The organism is Nonomuraea sp. 3N208 (genome assembly GCF_052245935.1).
GTDB lineage: Bacteria > Actinomycetota > Actinomycetes > Streptosporangiales > Streptosporangiaceae > Nonomuraea.
Genome location: NZ_JBQQBR010000022.1, coordinates 113,081 through 126,777 on the forward strand (window position 1 = coordinate 113,081; position 13,697 = coordinate 126,777).

Genomic DNA, 13,697 nt, shown 5'->3' on the forward strand with positions numbered 1-13,697 from the left:
TCGGCGGCACACCCCCTTGATCAGGCGAAGCGCCGACCCTCGTCACGGCGGTAGGCCCACGCCGCGGCCGCCGCCGCGATGACGGTCCACACGGCCAGCATCACCAGCGCCACGGTGTCCGGGCTGCTGCCCGTGGTAGCCCACCAGATCAGCTCCGCCGCGCCCCTGGTCGGCACGTACGGCGAGACCGCCTGGATGAACTCCGGCAGAATCTGCGGCGGCAGCAGCAGCCCGCCGAGGATGGCCACCGGGAAGAACACGAGCTGCGACACCGCGATGGCGGCCTTGGCCGACAGCACGAAGCCGATGAACAGGCCCATCAGCATGAACGGGACGACCCCGACGATCAGCGCGCCCAGACCGAGCAGCAGCTTTGCCGGCGTGATCGTCGCCTCGGTGAACAACGCGCTCACCAGCAGCACCGGGATCACCGACACCAGCATGACGGCCAACGTCGACAGGATGCGGCCGGCGAAGCGGGGGAGCGGGCCCGCGGGTAGGGTGCGCAGGTACGGGTTCCAGGGCAGCTCGCGATCCTGCGCCACCGCGATGCTGAGCCCGATGACGGCCCCCGACATCGCGCCGAAGAACATGAGTGAGCCAGTCGCCATGGTCGCGCCCGCCGGATCCTGCCCCGCGAACGGCACCACGAACGCCACCATCGAGATGGCCGGGAACAGGGAGCTGGCCAGCAGACCGATGGGCACCCGGATCTGCTCGATCAGGAGATAGCGGGTGTGCGCGACGACCAGACTAGACATGCGCGGTCTCCTTCGAGGTGATGGCGAGGAAGGCCTCCTCCAGGGTGGTCGGCCTGATCTCCAGGCCGGAGAACGGCGCGCCGCTGCGCACCAGCTCGATGACCAGCCGGTCGGGGTCGGTGGTGAGCAGGCTGATCCGGCCGTCCTCCCGTTCCGAGCCGAGCACGCCGGGCAGCTCGGGCAGGGCGTCGGCGACGAGGGAGACCCGCCGCACGCCCACCATGTCGCGTACGGCCGGCACCGTGTCGTCGGCCAGCACCCGCCCGTGCCCGACCACCACGACCCGCTCGGCCAGGGCCTCGATCTCCTCGAGGTAGTGGCTGGTGAGCAGCACCGTGCCGCCGTCGCCATGGAAGGCCTTGATCCCGTCCCACAGTGCCCGCCTGGCCTCGACGTCCAGGCCCGTCGTGGGCTCGTCCAGGAACACCAGCCGCGGCTTGCCGGCGAACGCCAGCGCCACGGCCAGTCGCCGCCGCTGCCCGCCCGACAGGCCGCCGACCTGCCGTTTGACCAGGTCGTCCAGGCCGAAACGGGCCAGCAACTCGCCCTTGTCCGTCTTCTCCGGGAAATGCGCCGACACGAAGTCGACGATCTCGCCGACGCGTAAGGACTCGGGCAGCCCGGTCTCCTGGGGCGTAACGCCTATGCCGCGCCGCATGGCCGGATCACCCGGCGAGCCGCCGAGCAGCTCGACCGTGCCCGACGTCGGCCGACGCAGCCCCACGAACAGGTTGATGAGAGTGGACTTGCCCGCGCCGTTCGGGCCGAGCAGCCCGACCAGCTCGCCGGCCCTGATGTCGAGCGAGACCCGGTCGAGTGCCAGCACGTCCCCGTAGCGGCGGGTGACTTCGATCGCTCTGGCGAGGATCGTCATACGTTTCCCCCTGCGTTGTCCAGCAAGACGCGAATCGCCTTGGTGTAGTCCTCGAAAGCCAGCCGCCCGCGTTTGGTGAGCGCCACGTACGTGACCGGGGTGCGGCCCTTGTGCGTCTTGGTGATGCGGATGTACTCCGCCTCCTCGAGCTTGGTCAGGTGGACCGACAGGTTGCCGGCCGTCATGCCCAGCAGGTCCTTGAGCGAGCCGAACGCCATCTCGTCCCCTTCGCCGAGGACGTTGAGCGCGGCGACCACCCGGAGCCTGGCCTGGGCGTGGATGACCGGGTCGAGCTCGGGCAAGGACTGCTCCGCCGTCATCGCCGGTGCCTCAGCCATAGGCCGGCGACGATGAAACCACCGCCCAGCAGCACCGCCGTCAGCAGCGCGTGCCAGCCGGCGCCGAGCAGCACGCCCACCCCGTTGACGACGGCGACCCAGACGCCGACGAAGAACATTTGCCAGCTCAGCCAGATGGCGCCGCCCGCCATATACAGCAGTGCCACGATCGTCAGCATCGCGCCGGCCCAGAGGAGGCCGGTCTCCTGGGGCGGCAGCAGGGGGCCCAGCCTGATGGCGATGACGGCGACCAGCGATATCCCGGCGAACCACGCGTAGCCATACATCGCGCCTTGGGCGCGGCTTTTGCCGCGGACCTGCCTGTTCATCCGCGTGATCCCGTAGGCGGCCACCGCCCCCGCCGCGAGCTGCGCGATCATCAGCACGGACTGCGCCTGAGGCTGCGAGATCGGCGCGTACGGCCGCCCGTCGAGCCCGTAGTGCAGAAAGTACGCGGTGAAGCCGAGCAGCCAGGCGACGCCCCAGGGGAGGTAGAGCACGAGCGGGTCGATGTAGATGTGCCTGGCCGCGGCGGCCTGCTGCTCCTCGATGACGCGGAGCGTCTCCTCCGGGCTCGGCGCCCGCTCATCGTCCAACATGCAAACACCTCGAATTCTCAAACTGGTTTGCATTTTAAACCTGTTGGCGATGCCAACACAATACCTGTCCGCTGGGCGGGGCTTACCTCCGGGTGAGGACCTCGGACTCCCACAGGTCGCGGTAGTAGCCGGGCACGGCGACGAGCTCGTCGTGGCGGCCGCGCTGAACCACGCGGCCCTCCTCCAGCACCACGATCTCGTCGACGCTCTCCAGGCCCTTGAGCCGGTGCGTCACCAGTACCGTGGTGCGGTCCCTTGTCACGTCGAGCAGGTCGCTCATCAGCCGGTCGGCGGTCTCCTCGTCGAGCGCCTCGGCGGGCTCGTCGAGCAGCAGCACCGGCGGGTCGTACAGCAGCGCCCTGGCCAGGGCCAGGCGCTGCAGCTGCCCGCCGGACACGGTCCTGCCGTCCTCGCCCAGCTCGGCGTCCCACCCGGTCCGCTCGACCCAGCCGTCGAGCCTGGCGTCCTGCACGGCGCGCCGCAGCGTCTCGTCCCCGGCCTCGGGGCCGGCCAGGCGCAGGTTGTCGCGGAGGGTGGCGCGGAAGATGTACGGGTCCTGGGTGAGGCCTGTCATCAGCGTGCGCACGTCGTCGCCGGCCAGGTCCCTGATGTCCACGCCGTTGACCCTGACGTGCCCGGACTCCGGCTCGATCAGCCGCATCAGCGCGGCGAGCAACGTGCTCTTGCCCGCCCCGCTCGGCCCGACGACCGCCACCCGCTTCCCGGGGGTGAGCCGCAACGACACCCCGTCCAACGCGGGCCGGCCGTCGTGCGCCGCCGACGTGGCGTGGTCCGCGGGCCGGCGATCGAGTGGCGTGGGGCGGCCGTCGTGCGGTGGTGGCGTGGTGTCGTCCTGGTCGGTGAGGCGAGGGGCGTGGCGTACCACGAGATCGTCGATCTCGATGGTCAGCGGGTCCTCGGGCCTCGGCGTGGGGGCGTCGGGGTCGGCGACGGCCGGGGCGGCCGAGCGGACCTCGCGTAGCCGCCGCAGCGCCGCCGTGATGCCCGCCATCCGCTCGCCGGCCGCCGCCAGCGGCAGCACCGGCTCGAACGACACCAGGGCGGTCAGCGCGAGCACGGCCGTGCCGACCGAGCCGACGCCGGCCCCCTGGGCGAGCAGAACGACGGCTGCGACCGTCAACCCCTGCACCAGCGTGCCTCCGGCCAGAGCGGCGGCGTGGACGCGAGCCTGGCGGCGTTCGAGCGCGGCCAGTGCGCCGTCGGCCGCCATGGCCTTGGCCAGCGCCTCGTCGTCGGCGCCGTACGCGGCCAGGTCGGCGGAACCGTGCACCAGGTCGGCCGCCCGGCCCGCCAGCGCCGCCCTGGCCGGGGCGATCCTGGCCGACCAGCGGCGGGCGCCCGCGGCCGTGCCCGCGGGCAGCAGCGCTCCCGCCAGGGCCAGACCGGCCACCAGCACCAGCGCGGCCACCGGCAGGATGGTCAGCCCGATGATGACCGCCGCCAGTCCGGCCATGGCCGCGGCGGCCGCGGGGAGCAGGCAGCGGACGAGCAGGTCCTGTACGGCCTCGGTGTCGTCGACCATGCGGCTGAGCAGGTCCGCGCCGCCGTGGCGGGGTTGCTGGGGCGGGATCAGGGCCCGGTAGAGGTCCTCACGGGTGCCGGCCTGGGCGCGGAGTGCCACGTCGTGGCCGGTGAGGCGTTCGACGTAGCGGAAGACGCCCTTGCTCGTGGCGAAGGCCCTGGTCGCCACGATCGCGACGCTCAACGCGGCCAGGGGCGGTTGCTGGGCGGCCCTGGTGATCAGCCAGGCCGCGGCGGCGATGAGACCCAGCCCGGCCAGGTCCGCCGCCGCCCCGGCCAGCACCGCCCACACCAGCCGCTTCCCCATGCCGCGCATCATCCCGCGCCCCCTTCACGCCGTGCCGGTGCCACGTGCCCGTTCGATGCCGCCGCCTCGGTCCCGCCCGCTGCGGACTCGTGCTCGGCGACGTCGGAGCCCGGGCAGGCGGTGGCGGGGGAGCTCGGAGTGCGGGTGATGTCGGAGATGATGCGGCCTTCGTGGAGGCGGATGACGCGGTCGGCGAGGTCGATCATGGCGGGCCGGTGGGCGACGATGACGGCCGTGCGGTCCCGGGCCAGCTCCGCCGTCCCCGCCACCACCGCGCCCTCGCTGCGCCCGTCCAGCCGCGCCGTGGGCTCGTCCAGCAGCAACACCGATGCCCCGGGACGGCAGAAGGCGCGCGCCAGCGCGATCCGCTGTCGCTGGCCGGCGGACAGGTTGGCACCCCGTTCGCCCACCACGGTGTCGAACCCCTGGGGGAGCGCGGCCACGAAGCCGGCGTGGGCGGCGGACGCGGCCCGGCGTACGTCCTCCAGCGAGGCCGAGGGAGCCCCGAGCCGGATGTTGTCGGCCACCGACGTCGCGAACAGATGGGGCCGCTGCGCCACGAACGCCAGCCGCGCCCGCCAGCTCGCCACGTCCAGCTCCCGCAGATCGGCCCCGTCCACCAGGACCCGCCCCTGCGTAGGCTGGACGAAGCCGAGCAGGAGGTGGAGCAGCGTGCTCTTGCCGCCGCCGCTCTCGCCCACCAGGGCGACCCGCTCCCGCGGCCCAATGGTGAGCGTGACGTTCTCGAGCGCGGCGACGTCCCTGCCCGGGTAGCGGACGGTCACGTTCTCCAGCCGGATCTCCGGGGCGCCGCCGGACGGCGCGGCCCGCCGCCCCGCGGGAGCGGGCGGGTCTTCGGCGGAGTCCAGCACGGCGAAGGCCGCGTCGGCCGCCGCGACCCCCTCCATGGAGGCGTGGAAGCGCGTCCCCATGGCGCGCAGCGGCAAGTACGCCTCCGGCGCCAGCAACAACACCAGCAGCGCCGTCGTCAGATCCAGCGACCCCCCGAGCAGCCGCAGCCCGATCGGCACCGCGACCAGCGCCAGCGACAGCGACGCGCACAGCTCCAGCACCAGCGACGACAGGAACGCCACCCGCAATGTCTTCATGGTCGCGCTGCGGTGCGCGTCGGCCACCTGCTGGATGACGCCGGCCTGGTAACGCGCCCGCCCGAACGCCCGCAGCGTGGGCAGCCCGCGCACCACGTCCAGGAAGTGACCGCCGAGCCGGGACAGCGCCCGGTACTGGCGCTCGGTCACGGCCTTGGTCGTCATGCCGACCAGCGCCCCGAAGATCGGGATCAGCGGCAGCGTGACCAGCACGATCACCGCCGAAGCCAGGTCGGCGGCGAACAACCGCACGAGCACGGCCAGCGGCACCACCCCGGCCACCGCGATCGCCGGCAGGTATCCGGTCAGGTAGGCGTCCAGCCCGTCCAGCCCGCGCCCGGTAAGCGTGACCAGCTCGCCCGAGCGGTGCTCGGTGAGCCGCCCAGGACCGAGCTCGCGCAGGCGGCCCAGCAGCCGGTGGCGCAGCGCGGATTTGACCCCGGTCGCGGTACGCCCGGCGAAGACGCCCTGCGTCCACGCGAGCGCCGCACGCAGGCCGACCACCGCCGCCAGCCCCGCCAGCGCGATGACGGCGAACCGTCCGGACAACACCCCGGCGAGCAATTCGGCCTGCACGAGCACGAGCAGCCCCGCCAGCACGGCCGCGGCCATGGTGACGGCCAGGTGGCGGCGTACCGACCGCTCGGCCCGCATGAGCCGCAGGAGATCCTTATGCACGAGTCCTCTAGAAGAACGACGGGAGCCGGAAGGCATCCTTTCCTGGACGGAAAGTGCGCCACACCCATAGTTGCGCGCCCACCATGATGGGTGCGCACGGCAGGACCATGACACTGAGCACATTCAGTGTCGCCGCGGGCGCGCTGTGCTCCAGCAGGTACGGCATCGCCCCCGCCAGCACCCCCGCCGCGGGCAGCGCGGCGACGATCCCGGACATCAGCAGAGCCCGCCCCGACCGGGCCGCCCCGAAGTCGCCGGGCGCCCGCCACGCCAGGAACGTCCACCCGTGCAGGGCGAACAGCAGCGTCACGACCACGCCCAGCATCAGCCCGGCCGGATGCACCGGCGAGGATTCGAACCCGGTGGCGGCGGCGTACAGTGCCATGCCCCACCCGAACGACAGCCCCAGCGACCCGAACGCGATCATCGCGTCCCAGAATCCGCGCCACCGCGGGCCGTCGATCCTGCGCCGGAACCACAGCCCGGCGTCCCGCAGCACCCAGCTCAGCAGCATCGCCACCACCACCGGGTACAGCCCGAACAACACCTCGCCTTCGAGCAGCGGATAGACCCCGAAGAGCGTCCCGGCGACCGCCACCAGCCACACCTCGTTCGCCAGCACGTACGGCGCCACCGCGGCCACCATGCGGTCGCGACCCTCCCGCGTCCGCCCGAGAACGGGAAGCAGCAGCCCCACCCCCAGGTCGAACCCCTCAAGGGCGAAATATCCAACCAGCAGCACCGCGAAGAGAACGAACCAGATCACTTCCATCTCAGCACTCCTAGAAGCTCAGAGCCGGCGTACGGGACTCGCTGGCGGTGGCGCCCAGGTCCGGGTCGCGCGGCCCCCGCTTGACCACCCGCGCGATGAGCACGTAATCGACGACCGCCAGCAGCCCCAGCACGGCCACGAACCCGATCAGCGAGGCCGTGACCATGCCCGAGGTCAGACCCGGCGACATGGCGTCGGCCACGGTGAGCTTCTCCCAGATCATCCAGGGCTGCCGGCCGACCTCCCTGGCCACCCAGCCCGCGATCGACAGGACGAACGGCAGCGGCGTCATCGCCATCAACAGCAGGTGCGTCCACCGCCAGCGCGGCAGAACGCGGATCATCGGCAACATCGCCAGCAGCACGATCAGCCCCAGCAGCTGCCCGATCTCCAACATGACCGCGAGCCCGATCGACGCCCCCACGTTCCCGGTGAACTTGCCCTCGACCGGGATCACCGCGAACTGCGCGTACCCGAAGCCCATCGTGAAGAAGATCCCGATAGCGGCGACAATCACGCCGGTGCGCATCGACTTGGTGAAGAACTCCACATGCTCGGTGCGGCGCCGCAGCTGGTACGCGCTCGCCCCCACCAGCACCATGGCCCCGGTGAACAGCCCGGCACCCACTACGTGCGGGAACGCGAACACCAGTGACGGGTTGGTGAGCAGCGCGCCGAAGTCGACCAGCTCCATCCGCCCGTCACGCACGACCGAGCCGACCGGATTCTGCAGGTACGAGTTGGCGACCATGATGAAGAACGCGCTCGCGTACGCCGTCAGCGTCACCAGCCAGATGCACGCCAGGTGCAGCCACTTCGGCAGCCGCCCCCAGCCGAAGATCCACAGCCCAAGGAACGTGGACTCCAGGAAGAAGGCCACCAGTGTCTCCATGGCCAGAGGCGCGCCGAACACGTCACCCGCGTAGTGGGACAGCCCGCTCCACGACAACCCGAACTGGAACTCCATCACCAGCCCGGTCACGATGCCCAGCGCGTAATTGATGACGTAGATCTGCCCCCAGAACCGGGTCATCGCCTCGTTCAGCGGCCTGCCCGAGATCGCCCAGCGGGTGTGCATGATCGCCACCAGCGGCGCCAGCCCCAGCGTGAGCACGACGAACAGGAAGTGCAGCCCGCTGGTCACCGCGAACTGTGTTCGGGCCAGGTCCAGTACATCCATCACGACTCCGTAGTTGTGTATGCCTACATATAGACAGCCTACATGTAGACTGGCTACATGCTGACCGGTTGCCTAAGATCTGAGTCATGAATCCGGACGCGCTGCGCGGGCACATGGACGCGTTGCTGCTCTCAGTGCTGGAGCGGGAGCCGCTGCACGGCTACGCCATCATCGAGGCGTTGCAGGAACGCAGCGGGGGAGCGTTGAGCGTGCCGACCGGCACCGTCTACCCGGCGCTGCGCAGGCTGGAGCGCATCGGCTACCTGTCCAGCGAGTGGGCGACCGTGGGCGGGCGCAAGCGCCGCACGTACCGGCTGACGGATGCGGGCAGGAAGCAGCTCGAAGGGGAGCGGTCGGCCTGGCGGGAGTTCACCACCGTGATCGGCGGCGTGCTGCGCGCGGAGGCCAGGGTGTCAGGGTGACCGGCTGACGCCGGGGTGCCCGGCCCGGGTGATGCGCATGCACCGGACGGCGCCGTAGACCTGCAGCCCCCATATGGCCGCGGTCACGAGGTTGGCCAGCACGGAGGGCAGGAAGGCCAGGCTGTTGGCGCCTTCGGTGCCGTGCGTGAGCAGCTGGGCGAGGCCGATGCTGACCGGCAGCGAGATCCACACCACCACCGCCAGCGATCGGGTGAGCAGGCGGGGCCGGCGGATCCAGCGGGCGCCCCGGCTCAGCGCGAAGAGCACGAGCCCGCCGTACACGCCGACCGCGAGCTGGACGATGTCGAGCAGCCGGGAGACCGGTGAGAACCATCCGGGCTCGTTCCTCCAGGCGTCGTCGCCGGCCGGGTATATGCGCCACAACACCGACCACATGAGCACGGTGATCGGCACGCTGATGAACAGCAGGAAGCCCAGCCGCCGCCCCGACGCGGAGGTCAGCTCGGCCTGGTATCCGGGTGCGATCTCGGCGACGGGGCCGAACTCCGCCACCGCCACCCGCTCCGCCTCAGCCCGCTCGAGCCCGCCGGCCTCGAGGGCGTCGGCGGTGTCGGTGAGGCTGTCGCGTGCCTCGACGACCAGGTCGCGCTTGGGCCCTGGCGGGCCGGCGAGCGCGCGGTTGAGGTCTGCCACGTAGTCGTCGATCCGCATGATCTCAGTTTACGGAGGAGGCCCTCAGGGGTTCACTCGGGGAATTCCCTGATTTTCAGCGCTGGGGGTTGTCGCGTAGGAAAAAACCTACATATAGTAGCTGACATGCCTATCTCCTCCATCCTTACCATCACCGTGCCCGTCGCCGACCAGGAGCGGGCGCTGGCGTTCTACACGGGCGTGCTCGACTTCGAGATGCGCACGGACAACCCGTTCCCGATGGGCCGCTGGCTCACTGTCGCGCCCAAGGGCGCCGCGACCGCGCTCCTGCTGGCCTCCTGGTTCCCCGGCATGGCGCCGATCGGTGGCCTCGTAGTGGGGGCGCCCGACCTCGACGCGCTGGCCGCGCGGCTGCGGGACCACGGCGTGGCCCTCGAGGGGCCGTCCGACGAGCCGTGGGGACGGCAGCTGCTGTTCCAGGACCCCTTCGGCAACGGGTTCGTCGTCAGCGAGCTATGACCGCCGACCACGTGTTCACCGCGCTGGCCAGCCCGGCCAGGCGCGAGTTGCTGCGCATGCTGCTCGAAGAGGGCGGCCAGCCCGCAGGCCGGCTGGCCGAGCGGTTCGACATGAGCCGGCCCAGCGTGTCGGAGCACCTCAAGGTGCTCAAGGACGCCGGGCTGGTGTCCGAGACCCGCAAGGGCAGGGAGCGGCGCTACCGGCTGGAGCCGGCGCCGCTCATGGAGATCCGCGACTGGCTCAGCCCGTACGAACGGTTCTGGCGGGAGAAGCTCGCGAACCTCACGAAGCTACTCGACGAAATGGAAGAAAATGGACAAGGCGCCTGAAGACCTCCGAGCGATCAGGCTCGACCAGTTCATCGCGCACCCACCGGCCAAGGTGTGGCGGGCGATCACCGAGCCCGACCTGGTCGCCCAATGGCTCATGGCCAACGACTTCAAGCCGGAGGTGGGGCATCAGTTCACCTTCCGGACCCAGCCCAAGAAGCAGGTGGGCTTCGAGGGCCTCGTCTACTGCGAGGTGCTGGAGCTCGAGCAGGAGAAGCTTCTGAAGATCAGCTGGAGCGACCGCAAGATGGCCGACTGGACGGTCACCTGGCGGCTGGAGCCCGAGGGCAAGGGCACCAGGCTGTTCCTCGACCACGAGGGCTTCGACCCCGACGACGAGATGCAGCAGCTGTCGCGCCGCATCATGGGCGGCGGCTGGCCGTCCCACTTCCGCCGCGTCGCCGACGTCGCCGCCCAGCTCTAGCAGGGCAGCCTTAGCGGTGCATCGGGCCCCACAGGACGGCGGCCGCGGCCAGCGCCGCGAGCAGCGTGAACCAGGCCGCCGTCCGGCCCATGCGCATGCCGTACCCGAACAGCAGCCACGACGCCGGAGACCACCACCGGTGGCCGGCCCGGCGGCGCATCTCCATCGCCGCGAACGTGAAGTCCGCCGACGTGGCGCGGTCGCTGGGCCGCAAACCGGCGTAGAGCGCGGCCAGCCGGTCGGGTGACACGCCGGGGGCCGGCTCGCCGTCCAAGCCGTGCTCGTCCGCCAGGGCGCTGCGCCGGGAGAACCAGCGCAGCATCGGCCGGCGCAGGCTCACCCGCATGCCGCGCGTGGTGAGCGCGAACGTGCAGTCCCTGACCCTTACCCCGGCCGGGTGAGTGAGCCCGGCGAACCTGCACGAGGACAGGTCCAGCCCGCGCAGTGCCAGATCGGCCGCGTCCACCTGGCGCAGCGAGGTCACCGTGGAGGTGCCCCGGCCACTCACCGTGGCGGGGCCGCGCAGCACCGCGCCCTCCAGGTCCGCCTGCGAGTCGGTGAGCCGCAGCGTGGTCGCGCCCGCCACCTCCACCCCGCGCAGGTTGACGCCGCACCGCGCCACCGCCACGTCCAGCAGGCCGTCGGCGCGGGCGCGGGCCGCCGACAGCCGGCCGGTGGCCGACAGGTACGCGTCCGCGGCGAAGTGCGCGGCCTCGAACCCGGCCTGCCCGCTGACCTTGCGGAAGGACAGCGTACGGCCGAACCGCGCCCCTCTGAACGCGGCCCCGTCGCCGAGCCGGGCGCCGTCGAACGTGGCGTACCCGTCGAACCTGGCCCGCTCGCAGGACAGCCCGTGGCCGAAGATCGCCTGGCTGAACAGCGCGTCGCGGGCCATCACGGCCCGGTCCAGCGAGACGTGCCCGCGCACGGTGACGCCGTGGAAGGACAGCTCGCGGGCGAACCTGGCGCCGGCCAGGGACACGTTGCCCTCGAACCGGGAGCCGAAGAACGAGGCCAGCCGGTCGAACCTGGCGCCGTCGAGCGAGACGTCGCCGGCGAACGTCACGCCCGACAGCCGCACGTCGCCGGTGAACCTGACCCGGTCCAGCCGCGCCCGGCCGGGTCTGCCGCCGGTGGCCTCCAGAATCCTGGACCACAGGTCGGCGGTGACGGTCGTGCCGCGCAGGTCGAGGAGGCGGCCGGGGGACATCTGGTCGAGCGCCTCGGGGAGTTGTTCCGGTGACAGATGGGCGAGGCAGAGGCCGGACGTCCGGCCGGCGATTCCGGTGCAGGCGACCGAAGACGCGCAGGTGACCCAGTCCATGCACTGGTCATACCCGCGACGGTCCCGTGTCAAGGTTCGATGTTTTAATGTTCTATCCACTTTTACGTGGAAATATGCGGTCGAAACAAGCCGTAAAGTGCCGGGCATGCGCGTTTTATCCCGAGCATCCCTTGCTGCCCTGGTCGCGGTCGCCCTCTCCGCGACACCGGCGGCGGCCGCCCCGGCCACTCCTTGCGACACCCCCGCCACTCACCGCGTCGCACAGGTGCAGGGCGCCGGTGACGCCACCCCGCTGGCCGGCCAGACCGTGCGCGTCGAGGGCGTCGTGACCGGCGACTTCCAGCGCACCGACCAGCTCAGCGGCTTCTTCCTGCAGGACACGCGGCCCGACGCCGACCCGAAGACCTCCGAGGGGTTGTTCGCGTTCGCGCGCGAGTCGTTCAAGGACGTCAAGGTCGGCGACCGGGTGCTGGTCACCGGCCGGGCGGTCGAGTTCAACGGCTGGACCGAGCTGTCGCCGGTCACCGCCGTGGACGTGTGCGGCGCGGGGAGCGTGGCGGCGCAGTCGTACACGCTGCCCACGGCTGAGAACTCGGGCGGGCTCGAGCCGGTCGAGAACATGCTGCTGACGTTCCCGCAGCCGCTGACCGTCAGCGACCACTACAACCTGGGCCGCTACGGCGAGGTCACGCTGTCCTCGCAGGGGCGGCTGTACCAGCCGACCGACCGGCCCGGCGTGGACCCCGCGCTCAACGCCCGCCGCTCGCTGCTCGTCGACGACGGCTCCAACCGGGAGAACCCCGCGACGCTGCCGCCGATCGTGCGGGCCGGCGACGTGGCCGCCGGGATCACCGGCGTGCTCGGGTACGGATTCGGCAAGTACCGGCTGCAGCCCACCAAGGCGATCGCCTACAGCTCGCTCAATCCGCGTCTGCCCAAGCCGCTCCCGGTGCTCGGCAACGTCAAGGTGGCCTCGTTCAACACGCTCAACTGGTTCACCACGCTCGGCTCGCGTGGCGCCACCACCGCCGCGGAACAGCAGCGCCAGCTCGCCAAGCTGGTGGCCGCGCTCAAGGGCCTCAACGCCGACGCGGTCGCGCTCATGGAGGTCGAGAACAACGGCCAGACCGCGCTGCAGGCGCTCGTGGACGCCGTCAACGCCGAGGTCGGGGCGGGCACGTACGCCGCGCTCACGCACCCCTACCCCGGCACTGACGCCATCCAGGTCGGCCTGATCTACAAGCCGGCCAAGCTCACCCCTGTGGGCGAGGCCCAGGCGTCGCAGGACCCGGTGTTCAGCCGCCCGCCGCTGATCCAGACGTTCCGCAGGAAGAGCGGCAGCCAGCCGTTCACGATGGTGGTCAACCACCTCAAGTCCAAGGGCTCCTGTCCCTCCAGCGGACCCGACACCGACCAGGGCGACGGCCAGGGCTGTTGGAACCCCACCCGCGTCGCCCAGGCCAAGGCGCTGCTCGGCATCATCGAGGACCAGGAGCTGCCGAACCCGATCGTGCTCGGCGACCTCAACGCCTACGGCGAGGAGGACCCGATCGACACCCTCGAGAGCGGCGGCCTGGCCGGCGTGACCAAGAGGTTCGTGCCCGCGCCGCAGCGCTACAGCTACGTCTTCGACGGGCTCGCGGGCGAGCTCGACCACGCCCTGGTCGGCAAGCAGCTGCTCAAGCGGGTGACCGGCGCGACCATCTGGCACATCAACGCCGACGAGCCGCGCATCCTCGACTACAACACCGAGTACAACCCGCCCGGCCTGTACAAGCCGGACGCGTACCGCTCTTCTGACCACGACCCCCTGGTCGTCGGCCTGACCCTTCCCAGCGCCCGCTGATCCCTGCCATGCGCGGCCCCGAGCGGGGGCTGCGCATGGAATGCTGGGAAAGGGTACGTGGTTGACACCGATGCACCACAGCGACGACGGACGAGCGAGG

15 protein-coding genes are annotated in these 13,697 nt (G+C 71.2%); 5 read left to right on the forward strand and 10 right to left on the reverse strand.

What is annotated here, in order from left to right:
* Positions 1–20: 20 nt before the first annotated feature.
* From ACTWPT_RS31060 to ACTWPT_RS31095, 8 genes are all read right to left on the reverse strand, one after another.
* Complete coding sequence (locus ACTWPT_RS31060) at positions 21–761, reverse strand: ABC transporter permease (RefSeq protein ID WP_443181038.1); 741 nt, start codon at positions 759–761, stop codon at positions 21–23.
* On the reverse strand, positions 754–1,635 hold the full coding sequence (locus tag ACTWPT_RS31065) for an ABC transporter ATP-binding protein (protein ID WP_443181039.1): 882 nt from the start codon (positions 1,633–1,635) through the stop codon (positions 754–756). The genes ACTWPT_RS31060 and ACTWPT_RS31065 overlap by 8 nt, the downstream gene beginning before the upstream one ends.
* Entirely contained in the window at positions 1,632–1,973 is a 342-nt protein-coding gene (locus ACTWPT_RS31070; protein ID WP_443181040.1) for a transcriptional regulator, read from the reverse strand. The genes ACTWPT_RS31065 and ACTWPT_RS31070 overlap by 4 nt, the downstream gene beginning before the upstream one ends.
* Positions 1,952–2,572, reverse strand: coding sequence for a hypothetical protein (locus ACTWPT_RS31075; RefSeq protein WP_443181041.1), 621 nt, complete (start codon positions 2,570–2,572; stop codon positions 1,952–1,954). Before ACTWPT_RS31075 ends, ACTWPT_RS31070 begins: the two co-directional genes overlap by 22 nt.
* Before the next feature lie 82 nt (positions 2,573–2,654).
* A complete protein-coding gene (locus ACTWPT_RS31080; protein ID WP_443181042.1) occupies positions 2,655–4,421 on the reverse strand; it encodes an amino acid ABC transporter ATP-binding/permease protein in 1,767 nt (588 codons plus the stop codon).
* A gap of 8 nt (positions 4,422–4,429) precedes the next feature.
* A complete protein-coding gene (gene cydD, locus ACTWPT_RS31085; protein WP_443181043.1) occupies positions 4,430–6,208 on the reverse strand; it encodes a thiol reductant ABC exporter subunit CydD in 1,779 nt (592 codons plus the stop codon).
* A gap of 7 nt (positions 6,209–6,215) precedes the next feature.
* Positions 6,216–6,980, reverse strand: coding sequence for a cytochrome d ubiquinol oxidase subunit II (locus ACTWPT_RS31090; protein WP_443181044.1), 765 nt, complete (start codon positions 6,978–6,980; stop codon positions 6,216–6,218).
* Between the two features lie 10 nt (positions 6,981–6,990).
* A complete protein-coding gene (locus ACTWPT_RS31095; RefSeq protein ID WP_443181045.1) occupies positions 6,991–8,160 on the reverse strand; it encodes a cytochrome ubiquinol oxidase subunit I in 1,170 nt (389 codons plus the stop codon).
* Between the two features lie 86 nt (positions 8,161–8,246).
* On the opposite strand from ACTWPT_RS31095, the gene ACTWPT_RS31100 reads away from it, so the two are divergent.
* A complete protein-coding gene (locus tag ACTWPT_RS31100; RefSeq protein WP_443181046.1) occupies positions 8,247–8,582 on the forward strand; it encodes a helix-turn-helix transcriptional regulator in 336 nt (111 codons plus the stop codon).
* Here the strand turns inward: ACTWPT_RS31100 and ACTWPT_RS31105 are convergent.
* Positions 8,574–9,254, reverse strand: a complete 681-nt coding sequence (locus ACTWPT_RS31105) for a permease prefix domain 1-containing protein (RefSeq protein ID WP_443181047.1) — start codon at positions 9,252–9,254, stop codon at positions 8,574–8,576. The genes ACTWPT_RS31100 and ACTWPT_RS31105 overlap by 9 nt on opposite strands.
* 105 nt (positions 9,255–9,359) lie before the next feature.
* On the opposite strand from ACTWPT_RS31105, the gene ACTWPT_RS31110 reads away from it, so the two are divergent.
* Genes ACTWPT_RS31110 through ACTWPT_RS31120 form a run of 3 tightly spaced genes read left to right on the forward strand, consistent with a single transcriptional unit; the run spans position 9,360 to position 10,466 of the window.
* Positions 9,360–9,713: a VOC family protein gene (locus tag ACTWPT_RS31110; protein ID WP_443181048.1), complete on the forward strand. Its 354-nt coding sequence runs from the start codon at positions 9,360–9,362 to the stop codon at positions 9,711–9,713.
* Positions 9,710–10,042 carry an ArsR/SmtB family transcription factor gene (locus tag ACTWPT_RS31115; RefSeq protein WP_443181049.1) on the forward strand — a complete coding sequence of 111 codons (333 nt, stop codon included), beginning with the start codon at positions 9,710–9,712 and terminating at the stop codon, positions 10,040–10,042. Before ACTWPT_RS31110 ends, ACTWPT_RS31115 begins: the two co-directional genes overlap by 4 nt.
* A complete protein-coding gene (locus tag ACTWPT_RS31120; protein ID WP_443181050.1) occupies positions 10,026–10,466 on the forward strand; it encodes an SRPBCC family protein in 441 nt (146 codons plus the stop codon). The genes ACTWPT_RS31115 and ACTWPT_RS31120 overlap by 17 nt, the downstream gene beginning before the upstream one ends.
* Before the next feature lie 10 nt (positions 10,467–10,476).
* Here ACTWPT_RS31120 and ACTWPT_RS31125 read toward each other — a convergent pair whose 3' ends face one another.
* Entirely contained in the window at positions 10,477–11,790 is a 1,314-nt protein-coding gene (locus tag ACTWPT_RS31125; RefSeq protein WP_443181051.1) for a pentapeptide repeat-containing protein, read from the reverse strand.
* Positions 11,791–11,896: 106 nt separating this feature from the next.
* Between ACTWPT_RS31125 and ACTWPT_RS31130 the strand changes: the two genes are divergently transcribed.
* Complete coding sequence (locus ACTWPT_RS31130; protein ID WP_443181052.1) at positions 11,897–13,597, forward strand: ExeM/NucH family extracellular endonuclease; 1,701 nt, start codon at positions 11,897–11,899, stop codon at positions 13,595–13,597.
* Positions 13,598–13,697: the final 100 nt, after the last annotated feature.

Excerpts from the sequence above, each read along its gene's own strand:
- ACTWPT_RS31060 (WP_443181038.1), bottom strand. The coding sequence starts at position 761 with ATGTCTAGTCTGGTCGTCGCGCACACCCGCTATCTCCTGATCGAGCAG.
- ACTWPT_RS31065 (WP_443181039.1), bottom strand. The coding sequence starts at position 1,635 with ATGACGATCCTCGCCAGAGCGATCGAAGTCACCCGCCGCTACGGGGAC.
- ACTWPT_RS31070 (WP_443181040.1), bottom strand. The coding sequence starts at position 1,973 with ATGGCTGAGGCACCGGCGATGACGGCGGAGCAGTCCTTGCCCGAGCTC.
- ACTWPT_RS31075 (WP_443181041.1), bottom strand. The coding sequence starts at position 2,572 with ATGTTGGACGATGAGCGGGCGCCGAGCCCGGAGGAGACGCTCCGCGTC.
- ACTWPT_RS31080 (WP_443181042.1), bottom strand. The coding sequence starts at position 4,421 with ATGGGGAAGCGGCTGGTGTGGGCGGTGCTGGCCGGGGCGGCGGCGGAC.
- ACTWPT_RS31090 (WP_443181044.1), bottom strand. The coding sequence starts at position 6,980 with ATGGAAGTGATCTGGTTCGTTCTCTTCGCGGTGCTGCTGGTTGGATAT.
- ACTWPT_RS31095 (WP_443181045.1), bottom strand. The coding sequence starts at position 8,160 with ATGGATGTACTGGACCTGGCCCGAACACAGTTCGCGGTGACCAGCGGG.
- ACTWPT_RS31100 (WP_443181046.1), top strand. The coding sequence starts at position 8,247 with ATGAATCCGGACGCGCTGCGCGGGCACATGGACGCGTTGCTGCTCTCA.
- ACTWPT_RS31105 (WP_443181047.1), bottom strand. The coding sequence starts at position 9,254 with ATGCGGATCGACGACTACGTGGCAGACCTCAACCGCGCGCTCGCCGGC.
- ACTWPT_RS31110 (WP_443181048.1), top strand. The coding sequence starts at position 9,360 with ATGCCTATCTCCTCCATCCTTACCATCACCGTGCCCGTCGCCGACCAG.
- ACTWPT_RS31115 (WP_443181049.1), top strand. The coding sequence starts at position 9,710 with ATGACCGCCGACCACGTGTTCACCGCGCTGGCCAGCCCGGCCAGGCGC.
- ACTWPT_RS31120 (WP_443181050.1), top strand. The coding sequence starts at position 10,026 with ATGGACAAGGCGCCTGAAGACCTCCGAGCGATCAGGCTCGACCAGTTC.
- ACTWPT_RS31125 (WP_443181051.1), bottom strand. The coding sequence starts at position 11,790 with ATGGACTGGGTCACCTGCGCGTCTTCGGTCGCCTGCACCGGAATCGCC.
- ACTWPT_RS31130 (WP_443181052.1), top strand. The coding sequence starts at position 11,897 with ATGCGCGTTTTATCCCGAGCATCCCTTGCTGCCCTGGTCGCGGTCGCC.